25 protein-coding genes are annotated in these 23998 nt (G+C 50.4%); all 25 read left to right on the top strand.

The annotated features are described in order from the left end of the window. Nucleotides 1-387 precede the first annotated feature (387 nt). The 25 genes from ACLO87_RS09435 (at nt 388) to ACLO87_RS09315 (ending at nt 23910) form a co-directional block, all read left to right on the top strand. Nucleotides 388-3336 carry a hypothetical protein gene (locus tag ACLO87_RS09435; RefSeq protein ID WP_430223510.1) on the top strand — a complete coding sequence of 983 codons (2949 nt, stop codon included), beginning with the start codon at nt 388-390 and terminating at the stop codon, nt 3334-3336. Nucleotides 3337-3408: 72 nt separating this feature from the next. Beyond that, nucleotides 3409-3810: an HNH endonuclease gene (locus ACLO87_RS09430; protein ID WP_430223509.1), complete on the top strand. Its 402-nt coding sequence runs from the start codon at nt 3409-3411 to the stop codon at nt 3808-3810. A gap of 83 nt (nt 3811-3893) precedes the next feature. Continuing rightward, a complete protein-coding gene (locus ACLO87_RS09425) occupies nt 3894-4373 on the top strand; it encodes a phage terminase small subunit P27 family (RefSeq protein WP_430223508.1) in 480 nt (159 codons plus the stop codon). A gap of 1 nt (nt 4374) precedes the next feature. After that, entirely contained in the window at nt 4375-6096 is a 1722-nt protein-coding gene (locus ACLO87_RS09420) for a terminase large subunit (RefSeq protein ID WP_430223507.1), read from the top strand. Then, entirely contained in the window at nt 6093-6248 is a 156-nt protein-coding gene (locus tag ACLO87_RS09415; protein ID WP_430223506.1) for a hypothetical protein, read from the top strand. Before ACLO87_RS09420 ends, ACLO87_RS09415 begins: the two co-directional genes overlap by 4 nt. Beyond that, on the top strand, nt 6238-7476 hold the full coding sequence (locus tag ACLO87_RS09410; RefSeq protein ID WP_430223505.1) for a phage portal protein: 1239 nt from the start codon (nt 6238-6240) through the stop codon (nt 7474-7476). Before ACLO87_RS09415 ends, ACLO87_RS09410 begins: the two co-directional genes overlap by 11 nt. Beyond that, entirely contained in the window at nt 7473-8411 is a 939-nt protein-coding gene (locus tag ACLO87_RS09405) for a S49 family peptidase (protein ID WP_430223504.1), read from the top strand. Before ACLO87_RS09410 ends, ACLO87_RS09405 begins: the two co-directional genes overlap by 4 nt. 61 nt (nt 8412-8472) lie before the next feature. Continuing rightward, nucleotides 8473-9777 (top strand): phage major capsid protein, encoded by a 1305-nt coding sequence (locus ACLO87_RS09400; RefSeq protein ID WP_430223503.1) that lies wholly within the window; start codon nt 8473-8475, stop codon nt 9775-9777. A 52-nt stretch (nt 9778-9829) separates the two neighbouring features. After that, entirely contained in the window at nt 9830-10003 is a 174-nt protein-coding gene (locus tag ACLO87_RS09395) for a hypothetical protein (protein ID WP_430223502.1), read from the top strand. Continuing rightward, nucleotides 9987-10496: a hypothetical protein gene (locus tag ACLO87_RS09390; protein ID WP_430223501.1), complete on the top strand. Its 510-nt coding sequence runs from the start codon at nt 9987-9989 to the stop codon at nt 10494-10496. The genes ACLO87_RS09395 and ACLO87_RS09390 overlap by 17 nt, the downstream gene beginning before the upstream one ends. Nucleotides 10497-10501: 5 nt before the next feature. Continuing rightward, nucleotides 10502-10852: a phage head closure protein gene (locus ACLO87_RS09385; RefSeq protein ID WP_430223500.1), complete on the top strand. Its 351-nt coding sequence runs from the start codon at nt 10502-10504 to the stop codon at nt 10850-10852. After that, entirely contained in the window at nt 10845-11381 is a 537-nt protein-coding gene (locus ACLO87_RS09380) for an HK97 gp10 family phage protein (protein WP_430223499.1), read from the top strand. The genes ACLO87_RS09385 and ACLO87_RS09380 overlap by 8 nt, the downstream gene beginning before the upstream one ends. Beyond that, nucleotides 11378-11746, top strand: a complete 369-nt coding sequence (gene gp17 / locus ACLO87_RS09375) for a tail completion protein gp17 (protein ID WP_430223498.1) — start codon at nt 11378-11380, stop codon at nt 11744-11746. The genes ACLO87_RS09380 and gp17 overlap by 4 nt, the downstream gene beginning before the upstream one ends. A 118-nt stretch (nt 11747-11864) precedes the next feature. After that, on the top strand, nt 11865-12365 hold the full coding sequence (locus tag ACLO87_RS09370; RefSeq protein WP_430223497.1) for a BRO family protein: 501 nt from the start codon (nt 11865-11867) through the stop codon (nt 12363-12365). Between the two features lie 70 nt (nt 12366-12435). Next, complete coding sequence (locus ACLO87_RS09365) at nt 12436-13095, top strand: phage tail tube protein (RefSeq protein ID WP_430223496.1); 660 nt, start codon at nt 12436-12438, stop codon at nt 13093-13095. Then, nucleotides 13095-13412, top strand: coding sequence for a hypothetical protein (locus ACLO87_RS09360; RefSeq protein WP_430223495.1), 318 nt, complete (start codon nt 13095-13097; stop codon nt 13410-13412). Before ACLO87_RS09365 ends, ACLO87_RS09360 begins: the two co-directional genes overlap by 1 nt. 62 nt (nt 13413-13474) lie before the next feature. Beyond that, nucleotides 13475-13717 (top strand): DUF1799 domain-containing protein, encoded by a 243-nt coding sequence (locus ACLO87_RS09355; protein WP_430223494.1) that lies wholly within the window; start codon nt 13475-13477, stop codon nt 13715-13717. Nucleotides 13718-13768: 51 nt separating this feature from the next. Next, nucleotides 13769-16357: a phage tail tape measure protein gene (locus tag ACLO87_RS09350; RefSeq protein ID WP_430223493.1), complete on the top strand. Its 2589-nt coding sequence runs from the start codon at nt 13769-13771 to the stop codon at nt 16355-16357. Between the two features lie 66 nt (nt 16358-16423). After that, on the top strand, nt 16424-17023 hold the full coding sequence (locus ACLO87_RS09345; protein ID WP_430223492.1) for a hypothetical protein: 600 nt from the start codon (nt 16424-16426) through the stop codon (nt 17021-17023). Further along, on the top strand, nt 17020-17595 hold the full coding sequence (locus ACLO87_RS09340; protein WP_430223491.1) for a hypothetical protein: 576 nt from the start codon (nt 17020-17022) through the stop codon (nt 17593-17595). Before ACLO87_RS09345 ends, ACLO87_RS09340 begins: the two co-directional genes overlap by 4 nt. Further along, a complete protein-coding gene (locus ACLO87_RS09335) occupies nt 17592-17990 on the top strand; it encodes a DUF6950 family protein (protein ID WP_430223490.1) in 399 nt (132 codons plus the stop codon). Before ACLO87_RS09340 ends, ACLO87_RS09335 begins: the two co-directional genes overlap by 4 nt. Nucleotides 17991-18619: 629 nt before the next feature. After that, nucleotides 18620-21340 (top strand): phage tail tip fiber protein, encoded by a 2721-nt coding sequence (locus ACLO87_RS09330; RefSeq protein WP_430223489.1) that lies wholly within the window; start codon nt 18620-18622, stop codon nt 21338-21340. A 320-nt stretch (nt 21341-21660) separates the two neighbouring features. Then, nucleotides 21661-22386 carry a hypothetical protein gene (locus ACLO87_RS09325; RefSeq protein ID WP_430223488.1) on the top strand — a complete coding sequence of 242 codons (726 nt, stop codon included), beginning with the start codon at nt 21661-21663 and terminating at the stop codon, nt 22384-22386. 53 nt (nt 22387-22439) lie between these two features. Further along, nucleotides 22440-22682 carry a hypothetical protein gene (locus tag ACLO87_RS09320; protein ID WP_430223487.1) on the top strand — a complete coding sequence of 81 codons (243 nt, stop codon included), beginning with the start codon at nt 22440-22442 and terminating at the stop codon, nt 22680-22682. A 1-nt stretch (nt 22683) separates the two neighbouring features. Continuing rightward, the gene (locus tag ACLO87_RS09315; RefSeq protein WP_430223486.1) at nt 22684-23910 is read left to right on the top strand and encodes a phage tail fiber protein; all 1227 of its coding nucleotides are present in this window, start codon (nt 22684-22686) and stop codon (nt 23908-23910) included. The last annotated feature ends 88 nt before the right edge of the window (nt 23911-23998 follow it).

Genomic DNA, 23998 nt, shown 5'->3' with positions numbered 1-23998 from the left:
CCCGACTGTCTCTGTTTACGATATTTTTGAAAGGTGCACTTGATGCCTTAGTCGATGGCTCTAGGCGGAACTATGTGCAACTGATATAGGCAGATAGCTGGCAATAGACGCGTGGCCTAGTGCATGCGTCTGGGTATGGATGGTTTGTCTGTAGAGGGAGTAGCAGTTTGTGACTATTTTTAGTATCACTAGAGAGTGAGTAGTACGACAGCTTCTACCTATTTTCAGTGATATCTACTAGATCAATGTTCTGGTATCCTCCCGCGTATATACATATACGCGCTATGATGCTGTGAGAACTGTTTCTCTCCGGCATATACCCTATCCCCATAGTACGGGATAAGTGTGGCCTCCCTTAGCGATAGGTTTTTGAAACCGGAGCAGATGATGGAATTTCCTGTAACCCCCTTAGTCGCGGCGCTTTCAGCCGGCCTGTTTATGTCCAGTGTAGCGTATGCCCAAGTAGGAGGCGCGCATGGTGAAAACGGTGCGAGTTTCCATGCTGATTGGACATTAGCTGAGCAGCGAAACAGGACTAGCATCGGTGATGCGGGTACTACGGATGCCGATGCTGATGGTAAGGATGGCCAGCCAATTATTAACCAGGATCCAGTAGATCTTAGTGGTGGGGAGATTACGGGTGATACAGGTGCTGCAGGAGTTGGTGCTACATATGGCGGAGGCGGAGCAGGAGGCTTAGGTGGCGGTTCGGTTTTTGGTGGGTTGAGTAGTGGTGGTGCGGGGGGAGACGCCACCTTCTCCGCGAACGGTGGTGCCGGTGGTGATGTGAGCGGTAATCATATTAGTTTGCAAAAAGTCACGCTTACAGGCGCAGAGGGAGGCGCTGGTGGTAAGTCTAGTTTTGGAGGAGCAGGAGCAGGGGGCTTAGGTGGTGGTACGGTTTTTGGTGGGTTGAGTAGTGGTGGTGCGGGGGGATACACCTCCTCCTCCTCCTCCTCCTCCGCGAACGGTGGTGCTGGTGGTGATGTGAGCGGTAATCATATTAGCTTGAATGATGTCGAGCTTAGAGGCGCAGAGGGCGGTACTGGTGGTGCTTCTAGCTGGGGTGGAGCGGGGGCAGGAGGCTTAGGTGGCGGTTCAGTTTTTGGTGGGTTGAGTAGTGGTGGTGCGGGGGGATACGCCTCCTCCTCCTCCTCCTCCTCCTCCTCCGCGAACGGTGGTGCTGGTGGTGATGTGAGCGGTAACCATATTATCTTGAAATATGTCACGCTCACAGGCGCAGAGGGCGGTACCGGTGGTAGTTCTTATCTGATTGGAGGAGGAGCTGGAGGCTTAGATGGCGGTTCGGTTTTTGGTGGGGTCAGTAGTGGGGGGGCGGGAGGCTCCTCCTTCTCCTTCTCCTCCTCACTCTCCTCCTCCGCGAATGGTGGTGCCGGTGGTGATGTGAGCGGTAACCATATTATCTTGAAATATGTCACGCTCACAGGCGCAGAGGGGGGCTCGGGAGGTGGTGTTACTACGTATGGTGGAGCAGGAGCAGGAGCAGGAGCGGGAGGTTTAGATGGTGGTTCGGTTTTTGGTGGGTTCAGTAGTGGGGGGACGGGAGAATACGCCTTCTCCTCCTCCTCCTCCTCCTCCTCCTCCGCGAACGGTGGGGCTGGTGGTACGGTTACTGATAACCACATCACTTTAGCTGGTGTGAGCTCACTGACGGGAGATGTTTACGGTGGTTACAGCCGAGGTGGTGCTAAAGGTTATGCAAGTACAGGTACAAGTACTGACGGCGAAGGTGGCTATACCAATCACAACTCAGTGACCTTAGTGGGTGATGCGTTGACCATTGGTAAAAAAGACTCCAATGGCAATTACGCGAGTGGCGGCTCCATTTACGGTGGTTATAGTGTGAACGGTGATGGCAAGGTGAATGAAGATAGCGATTTCACAAGCTACTACCAAGGAAACACCTTAAACCTAGATGGTTACCGTGGATCGGTAAAGGGTATTCATCACTTTGAGAACTTCAACTGGATACTGCCTAAAGATGTGGTGAACGCCGATACCTTAATACGTATTGAGGGTACCAAGGCTGTAGCGTTAGATCACACCAAACACAGCATTGCCATGAAAGACGATGGTAACAGGCTGAATGTGGGTGATACGGTGACGTTAATTGATACTGTGCAGGGTACGCCGCAGCTTGTTAATAGCACGGTGGCACAAGGGCATTTTATTTTGTATGACGTCACCTTAAGAGAGGCTGATGGCCAATTAGTGTTGGGTATTGCGGATAAAAAGGATGATACTCCCGCAAACGGCAACGGCAACGGCAACGGCAATGGCAATGGCAATGGCAACGGCAATGGCAATGGTGATACTGGAGGGAGTAAACCCGCAGGACGCATTAACCCTAAAGCCAAGTCCTTTCTAGAAGGCCGATCCGCCATGCTAGCCATGGCTAACCAAGGTGCTGACATGGTGAGTGAAAACGGTATTGCCGCTGCACAAAATTCCGGCAATGGTGCAGGGCTGTTTCTCGCGAGCGCTGGTGGTTCTAGCCGCTACAAAACCGGTTCACACATTGATGTTAACGATATTAAGTTTGCGCTAGGGGTATCTAAGGGCTTTGCGCTGCATGAGTCCAGTACTCTGACGATAGCCGCCTTTGCGGAATATGGCGACGGTAGTTACAAGAGCCACAATGATTTCGGTCGTTTAGGCAAGGTGCGTGGTAGTGGTGATTCTAACTATGCAGGTGGCGGTATATTGCTGCATGTAGATGGTTTGGGTAGTACCGCTAACACAGCCATCAACACTAATGTTAAAGCCGGTGGCCACATCAGTGCAGCACTGCGCGCCGGTCGTACACGTAACACCTTTGATAGTGCTGACATGGTGGACGCTGAAGGGGTGAGGGGTAAGTATACTTCCCGCACCAACTACTTCAGTGCCATGCTAGGTGGGGGTTATGTACTTAGCCTAGACGAGCAGCAAGCACTAGACGTCTACAGCCGTTACACCTGGGGCCGTTTAGGTTCCGATACGGTACACATAGGCAAAAGCGCTTTGGACTTAGACTCTTCAAACAGTTCACGCTTACGTGTAGGCACACGCTATAGCTATGTGAACAGTGATGCATTTACGGTTTACGGTGGCTTGGCATTTGAGCGTGAGTTCAAGGGGGCTGCATCGGGTGAAGCGGCAGGCTTGGGCATTGATCAGCCATCGTTCAAAGGCAATACCGGAGTGATGGAGCTAGGCGCAACCTTAAAACCGTGGGCGTCCCAGCAGGCGTTGAACGTAGATGTAGGTGTTCAAGGCTATGTGGGTAAACGTGAAGGGGTGTCTGGGAGTATCAAGCTGGGATACGCCTTCTAAAGAGTAAAAGAGGTCTTGTACCTAAAAAGCCCAGTTGCCTATAGCGCTGGGCTTTTTTGTGTCTGGTGTTTGATGTACGGGCATGAGGAATGCATTGAGGTGATGATAAGAAGAATACAAAAACCATGCAGGGTTAAAACGTGCAGACGCCCCCATAGGAATGCTGGTGGCTATTGCGACGAGCATTTAGATCAAGAGTCTGGGTGGAATGCCCCTGAGCGTGGCACCTCATCGCAGCGCGGCTATGGTGCAGAGTGGCAGCGCAAGCGTAGGTTTGTGCTGAAGCGTGATGGTCACCAGTGCAGGCCGTGTGCAGCCAAGGGGTTAGTGACGTATGGCAATGAAGTCGATCACCGTATCCCCAAAGCAGAGGGCGGAACGGATGCTTATGAGAACTTGCAAACCATTTGCGAGGACTGTCATAAGGAAAAAACACGCAGGGAGTCGAGCAGGCGTAGGGTAGGGGGGGTATAAAACCCAAAATCTTTTCATTTCCTAGACCGCCCGTCTAAGTAGATTTTTATCCCCGCGTAAAATGAAATTTAGTGGGAGGGGGTATGGCGGGTGTTCCGGGGCGTTCAGGTCGTAGGCCAAAACCGACCGAGCGTAAGGTTGCTGCTGGCAATCCTGGTAAGCGCGCACTGAACAAAGATGCACCTGAGTTTGGTGGTGTAGTAAATATTGATGCACCGGACTGGCTGCAAGGGCCGGGCCGTAATTTGTGGGAGCACTTGGCACCGCTACTCTGTGCAGAGCAGGTGCTACAGGCAACCGATATTCAGAACCTAGAGTTTTATTGTGCGGCTTACGGCAGATTCCGAATGGCCGAAGAAGATATTGCTAGGAACGGCATTACTGTCGAAGGGGCGCAAGGCGGGATCGTTAAGAACCCTGCGGCGACAATCATCAACGAGGCTACAAGGCAAATGGCAACCTTTGGATCTTTGCTTGGCCTCGACCCATCCAGTCGACAGAGACTGTTGGGTCCCAAGAAACAGGACCCTACTGCTGAGCTAGCCGGCATCTTAAGCATGTGAAATGTCAAAAGCGAAGTTTCCACGGGTGGCTGCAGCTACGCAGTTCGCCCGCGATGTCGTGCGCGGCAAAATACCATGCTGCCGATATATAACTCTAGCCTGCCAGCGTCATTTAGACGAAATAGTCAAAAGCAAAAAACGAGACTTCCCTTATAAGTTTGATCCGGTACAGGCCGAGAAGAAAATCAAACTTATTGAGTACATGCCGCACACAAAAGGCAAGTGGGCGAGGGAAAAGAAGAAGATCACTTTAGAGCCATGGCAGTTGTTTGGCATGGCTTGCACCTTTGGATGGGTCAGGAAAAAGGACGGGTTACGCAGGTTCAGAGAGTCGTATTGGGAAGTACCACGTAAAAACGGCAAGAGTGTAATTGCTGCCGGCGTGGGCCTTGCTATGTTTTGCGCTGATGGTGAGTTTGGTGCAGAGGTGTACAGCGGGGCAACAACCGAGAAGCAAGCGTGGGAGGTGTTTAGACCAGCTCGCTTGATGGTCATGCGTACACCAGAGTTAAAGGCATTGCTCGGTATTGAGGTTAATGCTGGCAACATGAATCGCCCAGAGGACGGGAGCCGGTTTGAGCCTGTTATCGGTAATCCGGGTGACGGTGCGTCGCCCTCATGTTCCATTGTCGATGAGTACCACGAGCATATAGCTGATGATTTATACGTCACCATGCAGACAGGGATGGGCGCGCGAGAACAGCCGTTGATGTTCATCATCACTACGGCGGGGGCGAATATCTCTGGGCCGTGCTATGACAAGCGGCAAGAAGTCATTGAAATGCTTGAGGGCATTGTTCCTAATGATGAGCTGTTTGGTTGGATTTGGACGATTGACGAGGGGGACGACTGGACTGACCCCAAAGTGTTGGCTAAGGCCAATCCCAACATGGGGGTCTCGGTTAATGAGGACTACCTAGTTTCTCAGCAGCAGCAAGCTATACGCAGAGCGCGATTTGCCACCACCTTTAAGAATAAGCACTTGAACGTGTGGACGGCGGCAAAGAGTGGTTACTACAACATGGCAAAGTTTGTAGCCGATTCGTGTATTGACCGCTCTCTAACGCTAGAGCGCTTTGCTGGGTGGGATTGTGTGCTGGGGCTGGACTTGGCATCCAAGATTGACCTTACCGCCATGGTGAAACTGTTTCATGAGGTGATCGACGGCAAGATTCACTATTACTGTGTTGCTCCTACCTTTTGGGTACCAGAGGACACAGTGACAGGTAGTGATAATAGGCGCATGGCCGACCGTTACCAAAGTTGGGTAGCATCCGGTCACTTGATCCAGACGCATGGTGCGGAAATTGATTACCGCGACATTCTAGCTGAGGCGTTAGAGGTTAATGCACAGTCGCCAGTGATCGCGTCACCCGTAGATCCGCATGGTGCGGCGAACCTATCTCACCAATTGGATGATGAGGGGTTAAGCCCAATCACAATTGTCCAGAACTTCACCAACATGTCCGACCCAATGAAAGAGCTTGAGGCGGCTATTTTGTCTGGACGCTTTCACCACGATGGCAACCCCATTATGAGTTGGTGTATTTCAAACGTGGTGGGGCGTCACCTGCCTGGTAGTGACGATATTGTGCGTCCTACTAAACAACATCCAGATAACAAAATTGACGGAGCCGTGGCGCTAATTATGGCTATTGGCCGAGTCATGCTGCCTATCGCTAAAGAAGAAGCCAGCATTTATGAGCAAGGAGTAGGGATTTGAATCGTCAGGAAAAAATCGCACTGGTGTGCATGCTTGTGGGCTTCATTGCGTTGGTCGGCGGTATTGCTCAGATATCACCAGCGTGGGCTGCCGTAGTGGGCGGTGTTTTATTAATTCTCTTTGGTATAGGACTAGACCGAAATGCTGTTTAGAAGAGCTACCGACAGTGGGCAGGGTGGCTCTGGTTGGCTTTCTGGTTTTTTGGGCGGTGTTCGTTCAGCGGCGGGACAGGATGTAAACGCAAAGAGTGCGATGGCAATTCCTGTGTTACAGAACTGTGTGTCTTTGCTTGCTGAGAGTATTGCGCAGCTACCCATTGAACTCTACCGCCGCTTGCCCGACGGAGGCAGGGAAGCTGCTACAGATCACCCTTTATACAAAATTCTGAAATACAGGCCGAACCCGTGGCAAACCTCGTTTGAATACCGAGAGTTTAGCCAGATGTCAGCCGGTTTACGGGGGAACTCATACAGCTATATAGAACGGGATGGTGGTGGGGTTATCACCGGGCTATACCCGATGGACCCCGACAATATTACGGTCTGGAAGGGATCAGACCTGTGCCCCTACTATCAAATCGCGGGAAGTGATGAAAGGCTGCCACAGCGCTATTTCCATCATGTGCGTTGGATGTCATTTGATAACTATGTTGGTGCATCGCCAATAGCACTCCATGCCAATGCAATCGGCTACTCACTGGCGTTGGCTGAGTATTCGGCTAAGTCGTTTGTTAACGGTACAGCGTTGTCTGGAGTGTTAGAGCGTCCAAGAGAATCACCGGCTATCAAAGATCAGAAGATTGTTGATGCCATAACCGATGATTGGCAGTCTCGTTTTGGTGGCTCAGGGAACAAGGGCAAGGTGGCAATGCTTCAGGAGGGGATGACCTTTAAGCCCCTTTCTATGAGCAACGTCGACGCCGATCTGATTAAGGCACTGACGTTAACCGGTGCTGATATGGCTCGGATTTGGAAAATTCCCTTACCCATGTTGGCTGTGATGGAGGGGGCGACCTACAACAACGTCGAAAACCTCCAGATTCAGTTTGTGATTTACGCACTGTTGCCATGGATTAGACGCCACGAAAGCGCTATGCAGCGCGACTTTCTCCGCTTGGATGAAATGGACGAACTCTACATTGAGTTCAACATTGGTGGCTTGCTCCGGGGTAACCAAGAGGCCCGCTACAAAGCGTATGCAATTGCACGGCAGTGGGGCTGGTTATCTGTAAACGACATTCGCAAGCTTGAAAATCTTCCTCCTATACCTGGTGGGGATGTGTACTTGCAGCCATTAAACATGGTCGATGCAGCCACAGGGCTTCCAACAGACAAAGACGAGGCTAAGGCTTTGGCCGAAATTCACAAGGTACTTCAATGAAAAACCATCACCGTTTAATCGGCTTGATATTTAATACGCCGCAGTTAATCCGAGAGGACGTACTGGACATGGCTGTGCACTGGGCAAATCAGGCCATGAACCTGAATATTGTCAATGTTCATGGGGCAACCGCTCAGCATGACGGTGCAGAAACGCAGGCTGTTTCGCCATCTGAGCGGCGCCTGCAGGCAGCACAAGATACAGGGGTTTATGTGTTGCCTGTTCATGGCGTTCTAGTGTCGCGTAACACGCATCTAGACCCGTGCTACTCCATGACAAGCTACGAAGAAATACGGAGCATGTTGAACGCTGCGGTGAATGATCCAAGCATCGAGCATATTGTTCTGGACATAGATAGTCCGGGAGGTTCGACGTTAGGGTGTTTTGAGCTGGTGGATGATATTTATGCAGCGCGTGCCAGTAAGCCAATCACCGCCATTTCAAACTTTGGTGCGTACTCAGCAGGTTTTGCTATTGCGTCTGCTGCGACAAACCTTATCGTCTCGCGCAGCTCAGGTGTGGGGTCGGTGGGGGTCATTGCTCGCCATATTGACCTAAGTAAACGCCATGAGCAGCAAGGGATAAAGATCACCTCAATCTTTGCCGGTGCGCGTAAAGACGACTTAGCCAGCCATATGCCTTTAACTGAAGAAGCTGGTCAGTGGCTTACTAACTTAGTGAATAGCCATTACGAGGTATTCACAGAAACAGTTGCTCGGAACCGTGGCATGTCTGTTGCATCGGTAAAGGAAACCGAGGCCGGTGTGTTCTTTGGTCAGAAGGCAGTAGAGATGGGCTTTGCTGATTCCGTTGAGTCACCGCAGGCGGCTGTAAACCGAATTGCAGCGGAGGTTGCACAAAAGCGTGCAAGCGTTCCAAAGAAAAGCAGTGTGGCCACCCGTGCGGCGGCTATGGAAATCCAAAATCGTATTTAGGCGCGTTCGCGACTAAATGATGTCTTGCCACCTACGGGTGGCTTTTTTTATGGGGAAAACAATGCCTAAAGTGCATGAACTTCGTGCTGAACGCGCAAAAATTAATGATCAGATCCAAGCTCTGGCTACCGCTGAAAAGGAGAACGGTGAGCTAACTGCTGAGCAGACGTCTGATTTTTCCACGTTGTCAGCAAAATTTAACGATCTGACCGCTTCTATTGAGCGACTAGAATCCGCTGAGCGTATGGCGGCACAATCAGCAACGCCTGTTGAGAGCCATGTGCGTAGCACTAACACCGTGCCAGCAACGCCACGCGTACCGGAAGCGCAGGGCGCTGGTATGGCTCGCATGGTCTTGGCGTTGGCTGCTGCGCAGGGTAATAACCAGCTAGCGGCACAAATTGCCATGGACCGTGGTTATGGTGACCATATTGCAGCATCACTCAATACGCTGACTCCTGGTGCCGGTGGCGTGCTGGTACCGGAGAACCTTTCTACGGAAGTGATCGAGCTGCTGCGTCCGAAATCGGTAGTGCGTAAGCTGGGTGCGCGTGCTATGCCGCTGAACAATGGTAATCTCACCATCCCTCGCTTGAAAGGCGGTGCGGTCGTTGGTTATATCGGTTCTGATTCTGATATCCCAACTAGCCAGCAAGAGTTTGACGACTTGAAATTGTCGGCTAAGAAGCTGACAGGTCTGGTGCCGATCTCTAACGACTTGCTGGCAACTTCCAGCGCAAACCCAAACGTGGACCAGATTGTCGTGGGCGATCTTACATCAGCCATGGGTACGCGTGAAGATAAGGCCTTTATCCGTGACAACGGTACCGGCGATACGCCTAAAGGTTTACGTTACTGGGCGCCAACTCAAAACGTGTATGCAGCTGCGCAGCCTAAGCCAACAATTGAGCAGGTTTCAATTGAGTTGAACAAGTTGGTGTTGGTTCTTGAGTCTGCCGACGCCAATATGACTGCGGTGGGCTGGGTGATGGCACCGCGTACAAAACGCTTCCTGCAGGCTTTGCGTGACGGTAACGGCAACAAGGTTTACCCAGAGTTGGATCAGGGCTTCTTGATGGGCTATCCCGTAGGTACAACTACTCAAATTCCGACCAACCTTGCTGTCGGCGCAGACTCTAATGGGTCTGAAATTTACTTAGCCGACTTCGGCGACTGCTTCATTGGTGAAGATAGCCGCTTGGTTATCGACTTCTCCAAAGAAGCCACCTATACCGACGGTGACGGCAAAACAGTGTCTGCTTTCCAGCGCGACCAAACATTGGTACGCGTGATTGCTAAACATGACTTTGGCCCGCGTCACGTTGAGTCTGTTGCTGTGCTGACAGACGTTCAGTGGGGCGCTTAATCCCGCGTTAATACAGGGTGCCGAGAGCACCCTTTTTTATTTTGGAGTTGTCATGGTTCAAGTGAAATTCTTGAAAAACTGCGGTGCCTACACGGTTGGTGATGTGGCTGGCTTTGAAGAGGCAAAGGCCGATTTACTGATTAAGCGCAATATTGCTGAAAAGCACGTGCCAGAAAAAGGTAAGGGTGCTGCCGGCAAGCAGGGTGGTAATGCTGCGGCTAATTGAGCCAATAGGTGATGAACTGATCAGCCTTAAAGAAGCGGTCGTACAGGTCAAGGCTGATGGCGATATTGAGGAAGAAAACAACCATATTGAAAAGGTGTTGATTCCCGGTGCCCGTGGTATAGCCGAAGAAATCACCGGCTCAATTTTGCGTAAGGGCATTTACACAGAAAGCATTACCTCTGGTCAATCGTTATCAAAGGGGAACGTTAGCAAAATCGAATCCGTGTTATCGGGTGAGGTTTCGGTGGCGTTTCAGCATAAACGGGTAGCGGGGCGTTCTGTCATAACCACGGATCAAGTCTCACCCACAACACTGCTAGAGGTGAGGTTTGAGGCGGGGTTTGATCGTGATGAATGTCCTGACCAACTACGTGCCTGGTTGTTGATGGTGCTGGGCTTTCTATACAAAGACCGTGACTTGTCGTCCAAAGACCCGAAAATCCGCAATCTGGATTTCTTGCTCTCGTCTTTTACCGTTCCAAGTGGGTTCTAAGCGCTATGACTGATAAAGATGGGTTGCCAGCAGGTAAGTTAAACCGGCGCATTGTTATTCGCCACAAAGCTGCTGGTCAGGATGGGACTGGGCAGCCTATTGGTAAAGGCGAGGTTGTTGCGCGGCCGTGGGCATGGGTTAAGGCGCAGACAGGCATGGGGGTGACGCGTAATGCAGGAAACGTGTCGGCCTCCATTGATGCGTACTCGTTCCGAATCCGGTACCGCAAAGGCATCACTGACGCTATGTGTATTGAGTGCGATGGCATGGTGTTTGACATCAAGCAGGTTCGCCATGATGTGGCCAACAGAGTGTGGACTGATCTTGTCTGCCGGGAAGGAGGCATAGATGGTTGAAACCACCTTTAGCTTTGATGTCGAAGAGGCTGTGAAGCGCTTAGAGGGCTTAGGCGTGGCGGCTAAGATGCACTTACCTAGGTCTATGGCTGTCGCATCAGGCCAGATTTTTCGCGACGAAGCCAAAGATCGGGCACCTCTCTATGACGGTACAACAGGGTTGAAGGGAGGTGCAAACGCCAAAAAACCTCCAAAGCCTGGTTTGCTGCGTGACGCTATTTATCTTGCATATTCAGATAATCGCTCTGATTCGGCGCAGGGTCGTTTTGTATATTCAGTGACTTGGAACGCTCGTAAAGCACCGCACGGTCACCTTTTGGAGTTTGGTCACTGGCGGTACAACAAAATTCTCTGGGACATGCCACGTAAGGAGGAATTGCCTGAGGCTGAGTGGGTGGCGGCTAACCCTTTTCTAAGGCCTGCTTTTGAGGCAGTGAGCTCATTAGCTATTGAGATTGGTATAGCGCGTGGTCGAGAGCGTTTAGAGGAACTGTTAGCAAACCCCTCTGATCTGGAGAGGTACGTATGACGGTTGAAGCCGCTATTTTTTCTCTGTTAGGTCCTTTGGTGGATAAGCGTTGCTATCCAGATGTGACGCCAGAAAAACCTACTTTTCCATTAATCGTTTACCAAGTGGTCGGTGGTGAGGCTAAAGACTATCTTGAACGCCGATTGCCTGATTGTGAGCATTACCGGATTCAGGTTTTCTGCTGGTCTAAGAGTAGGGCTGAGGCAAGCGCTTTGGCGTTGAGTGTGCGACAGCAAATCATAGAGCAGGGCAAGGATAAGTTCCCATCAGCATCAACTGTTGGGCAGCGTGTATCGCAGTATGAAGATGTATTGAAGCTCTACGGCACTAGGCAGGATTTCAGTGTATGGGCTAAAGAGCGTTGAGTGTAATTTTCTTAGCATCCTTGAATCGGTAGGTACCGAGCCATTCGTGGTGGTTGAGCTTTGAAAAGTCCGGGGCCGTTCCGTTGTGGGGCGGCCCTTTTATTTTGAGGTTAATGTGATGAAAGAACTTATGTTCCAGAACCAGCCCATCCGGCTAACCGAAATGGATGGCAAACAGTGGGCAAGCGCAGCTGACATTGCAAAAGCGCTTGGGTACAGCCGGCCAGACTCTGTCACTCGTCTGTATGACAAACACAGAGCGGAGTTCTCTGAGTCTATGACTAGGGTTGTCGAGACCACCGATCCGGCGGTCTCGGGAAATCTGGTTATTAAGGCTCGTGTTTTCAGCCTTCGTGGGGCTCACCTTATCGGCATGTTCGCTCGCACCGCCAAAGCACAAGCTTTTAGGCGCTGGGTGCTGGACATTCTTGAACAGAACCAGACCGCACCATCGCTAATACAGGAATGGTACGAAGCAAGGGCTGCGCTGGATGCTCAGGATAAGTTTGCGAGTCTTTGTGGTCGCGGCTTAAGTGAACATAAGCGCCGAAAGCCTCCCTTGGTTACGCGCTTAACGCAGATATCAGAGCGTTTACAGCCATCACTACAACTTCACTAGCCCAGACCGTTCTGGGCTTTTTTGTATTTGATACCGCTATTGAGCGGTTTTTTTATTTAAGGAGCCTTAAATGGCACTCAAATTTCCAGATGGCTCGGTGGTGGGTTTTGCAACCAAAATGGGGGTGGCAATCCCTTTTTCAGCAATCTCAAATACTAACCCTGCCAATATTACGCATACAGAGCAAATCGTAAAAGGTGCTGTGCTTGCAATCCAGTCTAGCTGGGCTGGCATTAATAACCGTGCATGTGTGGCAGGTGAGGCGGAGGGTGGTGCAACAGAACTGTTGGGCATTGATACCACCGATACTCAGCTGTTTATTGCCGGTCGTGGTGCTGGTTCGGTCTTTGTCGCGTCAGATTTTGTGGATTTTAGCCAGCAGGGCGATCTAACCAGCTCAGGTGGTGAGCCGCAGACATATACTGGCAAGCATCTTGAAGATGTCCTTGGCCAAGAGTTTCAGGTGCCGAATGGGCAGACAGCACGGCAGTATGCTCTCAGCCTAGACTATGACCCGAGCTTGCCATGGTATGCGGCGGCCAAGACTGTGACGCGCAGAAAAAAACCAACGGTGATTCGTATCCAGCTCCCTGATGGTGATGTGGTCTACGAGTACGGCTACATGCATTTTAATTCTGCTTTGAATATGACATCTGGCCAGCCTATTAAAAACGCGGTGACCTTCTATCTGCAAAGCTCAGAAGGTACTTTGATTGAGGCAGGTGCGTAATGGGTATTAAAAAAGGTAATGCCCCAAAGACGTTCCCTGCCGAGCTTGAGCTGGTGGGTGGTGGCGAAAGTAGCAAGCTAAGACTGACTTACCATAACCGTAAGCCCAGTGAGCTTGCTGACTGGTTAAAAGAGCTAGAGGGTTCAGATGCTCCTTTTTTGCCTTCCATGGTGCTGCACATAGTGAAGTCAATGGAGACTGATTACTCCCTTTCGCTAGAAGGTGTCCTTGAAATGGAAGATGAGCGCCCGGGTATTTGCGATGCAATTATTGCTGGGTTTCACCAGACACGCCGGGTGACCCTACAGGGAAACTAAAAGAGGCTGTCAGGGCTTTTGTCTGGAAGGCGCCGACAGCCGAGCAGCTTAAAGGCACAGGGATGCTACCAAAGCACTATAAGGAGCCTAATGTTGATGTTTTCCCCGAGAACTGGCCTGCATTCTCGCTGTATGTGCGGTACCAGACGCAGTGGTTACAGGGGCCTACCGGTGCTACAGGTCTTAATTACCAAATCCTCATTGATGACTTGATTAGGCAGGGGTTAGACCAAGAGGGGATTGATGAAGTAATGGACGGTATCAGGGTTATAGAGTCGGCCATGCTGGAACACTTTTATGCATAAAGTACCCGCTCAGGCGGGTTTTTTTACGTCTATCTATTTTGGGTTAGCTAAATGAGCGAAGAAAAAATTGGTACTGCCCGGATAGATATCACGGGCGATTCGTCAGGGGTTGAGGCGGCAACGGTCAAGGCGAGTGAGAGCATTCGTGAGATGACACGTCAGGCTCGCGCTGAGTACCGTTCACTGTCAGATGTTGAACGTAAGCGTATTGATGCTTTGATGCGTCAAGGTCAAAGCTTACGCGAGGCGCTAAATGGCACAAAGTCTGCTGGCGATGTGTTGTTCAATGTCATGCGTGCGCTGCCATTGCCTATTGCTGCAGTGGGTGGGGCTTTCGCTGCGTTCGGCTTAGCGGCCTACCAAGGAGCCAATGAGCTAAAAGAGCTTGATAGGCTGTTACTGCTGACGGGAAATGCTGCCGGCGTCACTGCAGATCAGGTTTCTACCATGGCTGCCCGGCTTGGCGATCTGAAGGGGGCAACGCGCGGTCAGGCTGTAAATGTACTAACCGAGATTATTAGTAATGGAAAAATTGCTAGAGACCAGTTGGAGACAGTAGCCGACACAGCAATACGGGCTAACAATACCGTAGGTAGAGCAGTTTCCGACACGATAGATGAGTTCGTGAGACTTGGCGAGAAACCCACGGAAAATGCCGCCAAGTTGAATCAGCAATACAATTTCCTGACATTATCTGTTTATGAGCAGATACGTGCACTGGAGCAGCAAGGGCGGACTCAGGATGCCGCAAAGCTAGCTCAGGATGAATATAGCCGTGTCACTAACGAACGGCTAGACCAAGTAAATAGCAATCTTGGTGTTTTAGAGCGTGGCTGGAACGCTATTGCCGAGGCAGCCAAAAAAGGCTGGGATGCAATGGCCGGTATCGGTCGTGAGAAGACGACTGCAGAGCAAATTGCTGATCTTGACCGACAAATAGCATCAGCTGAAGAGGCTTTAGCTAATCCATCATTGAAGGCTCTGGATTATTATCCCGGTGTTGATTACAAAGGGAACATTCAAACTGTTACTAACTCTCGGGTTGCGCAGTGGACTGCAGAGAAAGACAGACTGTTAAAGAAACAGGAAGCAGAAGACTATCACGCTATGCTGCAAGGATATGAGCGAGATCAGATCGCTCTATCTAATGCAAGAAGTGAGTATTTGACTGGGGGGCGCTCCAAGCAGCAGAAGAAGCAGGATGATCTTGCGGCTGAGAGCAGAAAATGGGCAGAACTCTCTAAGGGGTTAGTAAAGGGCTCGACGGAATATGAGAACTTGTATGCAGCGCACCAGAACCGTGTGGCTGACATAGAGAAAAAGTACAAGGATCGCAAAACGGGAGGCGGTCGTGGACCGAAAAACGATGAGGCTACCCGTCTGCTGCAGTCCTACCAGCAGCAAGAAGCCTCACTACGTGCTCAGCTACTGGTCAATGACAAACTAGGTACTCATCAGAAGCGCCTGGTCGAGTTTGAGCAGCAGATTGCTGACCTAAAAACAAAGAAAACCCTTACAGCAGATGAACGCTCATTACTGCTCAATGAGGGCAAGCTTCGTGCTCAGTTAAAAATCAATGCTTCTTTGGAGCAGGAGCAGGAAGCGCATAAGGCCATTGTTAAGGTTCAGGAGCGTTCCGCGCAGATCATTGAGCAGATGGCCTCAAACCGTGACAACACGAATGCGCAGTATCAGCGTGAGCTAGATGCGTATGGCATGGGTGATAAGGCCATGCAGCGCCTGCAGGATCAGCGTTCGATCTATAAAGAGTTTGAGCGGTACCAGCGTCAATTGGCTAATGCTACTGACTTCTCAAAAGCCGGCGCGGCGCAGCAGTATGCCGAAGAAACTGCCAAGATTGAAGCAGAGCTGCAGCGTCGTTTACTCATGCAGCAGAACTACTATGCCACTGTTGACGAGTTGCAGAGTAGTTGGCTGTTGGGCGCGAATCATGGCTTAGCAAACTACGCGGATGAAGCGGCAAACGCTTTTCAGGCTACCAGCAATTTAGTTAATAAGTCCTTCAAGTCAATGGAGGACTCGCTTGTTGAGTTCACTAGAACTGGGAAGCTGAGTTTTTCAGACCTTGCTGATTCAGTCATTCGTGACTTAATGCGTATCATGATTCAGCAATCTGTTATGGGGCCGCTAGCTGGTATCTTCGGGAGCTTACTGGGTGGCGGTGCTGGTACTGGGAATTTAACTGGCGGTAGTCTCTCAGGGGCAACGTGGGCAGGTTCGTCATCAGTAGGTGGTGGACTAGCTGGGTTGGCTAAGCTGTGGGCAAATGGCGGCTATACAGGCGATGGCGGTAAATATGAGCCTGCAGGTGTAGTGCACAAAGGTGAGGGGGTGCTTTCTGCAGATGAAATCCGAGCAATAGGTGGTGAGGCGGGTTTTAACGCACTACGACAAAGCATACGCGGTATAGGCCATTCATCCGGTGGTATGGCAGGTAAGCCGGTTATGGCGCCTAAAGCGATAGTTTCAAAGCAACAGCAGCCTATTGTCATTAACTCGGTAGTGCATGCAGCATCAGGCACAAATGCAGCTGAGCTGGATGCGTTGTTGGATAGAAGGGATAAACAGCTTCGCTTCCAGATTTACGAAGAAATTCGGCGAGGCCGAGTAGAGCTTTAGTGCCACCATTAGGTGGCTTTTTATTATCAGACCTCGGCCGGAGCCGGGGTTTTTTGTTGGTGAGCTATGGCGATAAAAACTTGGCCGCCCAGTATCTTCCCTGAGTCAGCCGATATTGGGTTGAAGCAGGATGTGCAGCGTAACCGATCACGATCAGGCAAAACCTCGACATTTGAAATGCCGGGTGCTACGTGGTTAATGACGCTGACATTTCCTGATTCATCAGAGTGGCAGGGCAGACCAAAGCTGGAAGCACTGATTACCAGTTTGCGTGGAGGTGCAAACCGTCTATCTGCTCCGCATTTTGGTAGGCCCATGCCAAATGGAACCCTAAGTGGCGCGCCTGTACTAGCGGCGGCCGTGATGGCAGGTCGCGGTACGTTATCACTTAAAAACTGCAATGGCACCTTACAGGCAGGGGATTTTATTGGCTTGGGTGGTCAGTTGTTGATGGTTGAAAGTGATGTGTCACCGGTCAACGGCAATATGACGGTTCAGGTCAATCCAGCGGTGCGATTGCCGCAGTCTGCTGGAACTCCAATTGTGTGGGATAGGCCGCATATTCTTTGGGTTCTAAAAGAAGATGAGGAACCGGTGAAATTTCCATATAGGTCGGGCTTGTATAGGCCAAGTTTTGCCATTGAACTGATTGAGGATTGGTCATGAGCAGGGGGTTAACGACAGAGCAACGTGCGGCAGCAACCGCTTCGCACAGAATGGCTATTGCGCTGGTTGATATTCATTTTGCATCCGGTCGTCTATCGCTAGCGCTTTCGCCATGGGACGTAAGTTATAGCGGCGTTACGTTTCACAGAACAGGCCCATTAATGAAAATTGAAGCAGCTCATGAGTCCTCAAAGTCTTTTGAGGGTATTGTGATGTCGATGTCAGGGCTTGACCCTTCAATCATGGAATTGGCGGCGCATGAACAGTATCGCGGCCGGCTAGTGCGCGTGCTGAAAGCGTATGTGAATCCAGAAAGTGGTGATTTGATTGGTGACCCGACAGTCCAGTTTATTGGCCGTCTTCGCTCGATGCCGATTGCTGAAAATAATAATGAATGCACCGTGTCATTGAGAGCAGAGCATTATGAGGCTGAGTTGCAACGACCTGCACCATTGCGCCTAAACAATGCGGATCAGGAACGTTTGTACCCTGATGATAAGGGCGCTGAGTACGCAGACCTCTTGGAGGACAAAGTGGTGGTGTGGCCAGCGCGGGAGGCATTAATGAAATGACGACAAGACATAGCGATTGGCCTGAGAAATTGGCCGCATTTATTGAAGCCCGCCGCAAGCGGGCTTTTTCGTGGGGGCAGCAAGACTGTGCTCTATTTGCTGCTGATGCTGTTCACGTAATGACTGGTGAGGATCCTGCAGCAGAGTTGCGCGGGTATAGGTCAGCTAGTGGAGCTGCGAAGCGAATTAAACAAGCTGGTGGCATGCGTGCGTTGGCATCTGCATTTCCAGAAAAACATGTGGGGCTAGCGCAGCGAGGTGACTTAGTGTTGGCCGAAGTGGATGGTCGAGAGTCGTTTGGTGTTGTTGTCGGCGCTGGGGTGTGGTGTGGCCCCGGTGCGGATGGCTTGGTGTTCCGATCTATGTCGGATGTGGTAGCAGCTTTTGAGGTGTAGGTATGCCAGCAGTTGTCCCTGTTATTGCTGCAGCCTTGTCAACGGCTGTAGGCAAGTTTGTTGCCACGATGGCGCTGTCGTTGGCGCTTGGATCGTATCAGCAGAGCCGTGCACGTAAGAAGGCGAGAGAGGCCGAGCGTGCGCAGCGTGATGCGTATAACCGTAGCCTCAAGGACCGCCATGTAACTGTACGCTCAGGCGTTTCAACACGAAAGTATGTGTTGGGTCGCATACGTGTAGGTGGAACGCTGATGCACATCGAGTCTAACGGGAAGCATAATACCGCGCTGGATTCGATACTAGCGATGGCATGTAACCGCTGCACGTTGGACGGGTACTACCTTGGCGACGAGTTTATGACAGTGGGTGCTTTCCCCGGTGATAAGTACGGGAACAGGAAAGAGATAGACTTTCGCCAGTCATCAGAAGTTGTGCCTGGTGCCAACAAGATCAAGTTAACCCATAGTCCTGCTAGAGCAGATTCTGTGCGTGTATCGCAGTTGTTTGGCGTCCCGTATCCCAAGGGGGATGTGGTAGTCGATGGCGATACCGTAACGATTAACCATAAAGGCCCGACCAAAAGCATTGTAATCATCACGTACAAGTACCATGGGCCCCACAAAATTCGGATGATCTTTAAGGATGGTGACCCAAATCAGCTTACAGACGGATGGGCTGATGTGGATACGCCGCTATGGACGAGTGAGCATCGTTTGCGTGGTGTGGCGTACTTGCGCATGCTGAACTTGTGGGATGAGGACATCTATCACTCAGGTGCGCCGCAAATTGGTGCTGTTCTTAAGGGTGGCTGGGTAGACGGTCATCCGTTTTTTGATCCTAGAACGGGAGCCAACCCACAGTACACAACAAACCCAGCTATTTTGGCGGCGTGGTACATGACGCTGCCACGTCACAAAGGCGGCATGGGAATACCTGATGCTTGGATTGATTGGCCTTACGTTTCGGCTGCAGCAAATATTTGCGATGAGTCGATCGTGGTTAAAAAGCTGGATGGCAGTGGCCATGAGAGCATCAAGCGCTATGAGTGCAATACGCTCATTGACACAGGTAACCCGCCGGTTGAGAACCTGAATATCATCCTATCGGCCATGGCGGGTGATTATGTGTTCACGGCTGGACGGTACCGGATTTTTGCTGGTGCTTTTAGGCCTGCAGTGGTGGTTATCACTGATGACGATATTGTTGGTGATAAAGACATTTCGCTGGATAGGTCGGGGCAAGATGACGCGCCGGCAAACATGGTGACCTCTACCTTCATTAATGAAAGTAGAAATTGGCTTGAGTCCAGTCCACGCCCTGTACGAAACGAAGCGTACATTCTTGCCGATGGTGCAGAGTCTCCTTTGGATTTGTCGCTGCCGGCAACAACAGACGAGCGCCAAGCAGCATATTTAATGGGTGTTGCACTGGAGTCTGCGCGGCCATCGATGGCGGGTGAAATACCTGTTCTGGGGGTTGGTGAAGACTTGGCTGTGATGGATACCGTTCAGCTCGATCTTTCTAATCGGCCGCAGTATGCCGGTAGGACCTTTCAGATCGTTAACCGCATCGATAATTGGGATGGCACGTTTAATCTAACCATTCAGGAGATTCGAGCTAATGTGTGGTCGCTTGATCCTGATACTTTCTTACCTACCGACCCAACGCCGGTACCAGACACCAGTTACCTTTGGAATGTAGCGCCTATTACTAACTTTGTGGTCGCGGCACAGCAGCCACAGGCATTAGCGGATGGAACTGGTGTTGTCAGGATCGATCTTGCGTGGGATTTGCATTCACAACCCTACGTAAGGGAGGGAGGACGGATCGAGGTTCGGTACCGTATTCCCTCGGGTGATTGGATTTCTGTGCCGCCAGTACATGGAGGCGCTGTTGGCACATCGTTCACCGCAGCATTGGGGAATGGCCTTGAGTACCAGTTTCAAGCGCGCGCGGTTAATGGTGTTGGTGCTACATCAAACTGGACGGATAACTGGATCGACTACAACGGTGTGCGCACAGCGCCGCCGGCTTTAACGTCACTGACGACAAAGGGGATTCTGTACGGCATAGACCTCGCGTGGGTGTTTCCGGGTACAAAGAATGCGCTACGTCATACCGAGATCAGGCATGGGCTATCTAATCGGTTTACTGATTCGGTACCGCTTGGTGACTTTGCGTATCCAACAAACACGCACACAAGGGCTTTCCTGCCGCCGGGGCGTGTGGAGTTTTTCTGGGCGCGTTTGGTTGATGAGAACGGTACAGATGGGCCATGGTTTCCCGCTGTTGATGAACCTGGTATTAGAGGGGAGGTGTCTGCTGATGCTGCAGCCTACGACGAGCTCATTACCCAGCAGATACTTGAATCTGCGCTAGGTGAGCAGATTTGGAACGGCATTGAATCCATACCTGATATTCAGCAGAAGCTGGATGAACTAAGCAAAGCTGGCCAGCACGACCCTGATAAAGCGTATTTATCTGGCAGCGTGGTCGTTGATAACGGGAAGATGTACCGGGCAAAGCAAGATGTGCCTGTACAGACGCCCATTACTGATGAGGCCTATTGGAAATACATCGGCGACTACGCGTCGATCAATGACGCTATTGCGGCGCTAGCTTTGCAGACACGTGAGAACACGCAGAAGATCGAAGAGATCGACGGTGTAGTGACTGCAACGGCCACCAGCACATCAATGTTGATGGCGGCCCGTCGTGAAAATGAAGAAGGCTCAGGTCTGCTTGAAAACGTAGCGAACGAGTGGGACACCCGCGCATGGGTTAGTCATCTACAACTGACTCGAGTTACAGCAGAGCAGGCTGAAGCCATTGTGCAGCAGCAGGTAGGTGCACAGCTGGCAGGCGTGGTGGCTACGGTCGAGGATATCAGCCAATCCGTTGTAGATATCGAGGGCAAGTTCAATGCTACTCGTTCAGTACGTTTATCGGTGGATGACAAGGGCACGGTTTACACGGCTGGTTATGGTATCGGTTTGTCGAATGAGTCGGGGGTAACGCAGTCGCAGTTTGTTGTTCTGGCTGACAGGTTTGCTGTCATGCATGCGCCTAACGGCACGCCTGTGGCTGTGTTAACGGTTCAGAACGGCGTTGTCATGCTTAACGAGGCAATGATCGGCAATGCCACGATTAATGCTGCAAAATTCACTGAGTGGCTAGAAAGTACTGCTGTTGGCCCTAATGGTGTACCAGTGCTTCGCTTGAATTTTAGAACTGGTGAGATCCAGCTAAATGGTAACTCTACAGGTGGAGGCAGAATGACTCTAACAAATCAATTATTACAAGTGTTTGATGAAAATGGCCGATTGCGTGTTCGTGTGGGGATTTGGTAATGCCGCAAGGTTTTGAGACGTTTGATAATCGTGGACAGAAGATTATGGACCATAACTCTCTTACTGCTAAGCATAGGGGAGTTTTCACATCTGAAGTCTGGACGGGTAGCGGGGTTTCTACGGGAACTATAGTTGTCGAAAATAAACGCTCTGAAGACACAATTTTCTGTTACCCAATACTGGTTGAGCGTAGACAGGCAGACGGCAGAAGAAATAGAGCCTCTGGACTTCAAATCTCATTTTCAGGGGCTAATATAAATTGGGTATTTGATAGAGGGACTTGGGGAGGTTCCTTTATGCTTATTTATGGAGTTTATTGAATGTCAGCAGGTATACAGATTTTTTCTGATACTGATGTGCTGACAATAGATGGTCAGCACTTTAACTACGAATTCACTCGCAAAGGCTCTACGACAGGAAACTTATCTTTCTCATCCAACCGAGGTGCAAGCCCTCTGGTTTTTATACGCACTACCAATGCTGGCTTTGGAAGGGGTTTGGTAGGATTGGGTGGAGCTGATTACGTATTTGAATGGTCAGGAAGTTACAGCTACTGGATTTTTGAGCCCCCGGTTTTTGTGCCGGAAAGTGGCTCAGGTATTCAGATATTCGACTCAAACTCAAAAATGGTTTTTACCACCGATGTGAGGCCACTAAAGATTGCTCATATGCTGTCTTATAGCAGGAGGGATAGGATCTATTCTAATCAGGGTTACTGGATAGGAACAAAGTCTCCACAAATTACTTCTCCAGTGGCAACTGTAGTAGTTCCAAACGCTTGGAGTTTGGCTTATGCTCCGGCTCTTCCAGAAAGTAGTGGAGTACGCACATTAGGGCTTGGGAGGAATGAGAACTTCGACTTCCAGACCAATTGGCTTAGAGAGACTTTTCTAACTACTGATACAGGCTTCACTATAGGTGAAGTTGTAGATGAAACGGTCGTTGGGTTGATAGAAAGTGGTCAGTATCCACCCTATGGCGACTATGCAAATCCGTGGTTATCTCTGCCGGGCGTAATCCTAGCGGTTGATGTTTCAGGACTTTAATGATTAACGCTGTGTATAGCCCCTATTAGTAGGGGCTTTTTTATGGAAAAAATATGCTACCAAACACTATGGACCCGATTACCCAGATGTTTCTCGATAATCGTGGCCAGACCCTGACTATTGCATTGATTAATGGTTTTAACGTGACCATTAGAGCTGAAATGGGGAAGCTTTCAGAAGAGCTTAAAAAGGCTAAGGCGGAGCGTGACAAGCTGCGTAAACAGCTAGGAATAGCGCCAGAAAACAGCGCTACAGAGGAAAGCGCTGGCGCGCCAGAGCAACCGGAGGTGAGCTGATATGTGGCATAGAGCAGGGGATATAACTGTCACCAAGGGCAGTAAAACGGTTACGGGTGCTGGTGGTACCACATGGGTGGAGAATATTCGGGTTGGTGATGGGTTGCAGGGGCCGGATGGTCGCTTGTATGAAGTAACGAATGTGGCTAGTGACACCACATTGGCTATTGAGCCTGCATATCTTGGGGAAACAGCGTCAGGTATGCCGTATTGGATTATTCCAGTGTTGGGCTACCAGAAGTTGCTTGCTGATCGTGCAGCAGCCCTGGTGGGAGCTGTTGGTCAGTTGCCGAGCGATGTGCAGGAGAATGAGCGTCGCATTGCAAATGCGGAGCAGGCGTTATCTAGTCTTGGGGGGGCATCCGAACTCAATGTTGGGACGACAGAAGGCACAGTAGCTGCTGGTGATGATTCTCGAATTACTGGGGCTATACAGCAATCAGGGAATTTGAGTGATCTGCAAAATAAAGAAAATGCACGAGATAATCTTGGGCTTGGAAGTGCAGCGACAAAAAATACAGGAACAAATGAGGGCGAAGTTTTATTGTCTGGAAACGCCTTTGGGTTGGGGGCATACTATGCAGTAGCAAAAAATACATGGGCAGGACTCTTGCAAAGCCCGACTGGGTACTACAGAGCGGAGTTTCCATTGGACAATATATATGCAGGAGCAATGGTCTATTGCTATGACTACTACAATAGGCATGCAATATTCTCTAAAAACTTCGGTGCCGATCGACATTCAATTATATCCGCAACATCAATCGGCAATGAAACAGAGGCATGGCGATGGTCTGTGCTGATGACGTCAGAAAATACTACTGTTGATAGTAACGGTTTTCTGAAACGAGCATCACCAATTGTTAAGTTGTACAACGCAAGAATAGAAAAAACCGAACATTTAGAAATCAATGATGCGGAGTTTATTCGTATCGATGTTGGGCATTATGAGATCCGCAATGTACCGCTGCTATCACGAGATGGCTGGTATATCGAAACGCCAAAAGACCGAAACAACAACATTTATTTCACTGTTGATTACGAAGAAAATATCGAAGAAAAGACGTTGACGATCAGGACGTATGAGCCCGACTACAGCTTAGGCAGAGTAACAAACGGTGTTCCAGTGGATATTCTGGATGGTCGTTTTATCAGCCTACGTTTTTCTGAGGATCCATCGCTTTATCCGGATCCTGAAATACCAGAACAAGATGTGCCAGCCGCGTAACAGCGGTTTTTTTACGCCCTGAATTTGTCGGGGCTTTTTTATTGGAGGCCACTATGCAGCCCCAAAGGATAAGAATGCACAACGATGC

This window comes from Paenalcaligenes sp. Me52 (assembly GCF_050487965.1).
Classification (GTDB): Bacteria; Pseudomonadota; Gammaproteobacteria; order Burkholderiales; family Burkholderiaceae_B; genus Paenalcaligenes.
The sequence above is the reverse complement of the archived record's forward strand: the minus strand, read 5'-3'. Positions and strand labels throughout refer to the sequence as shown.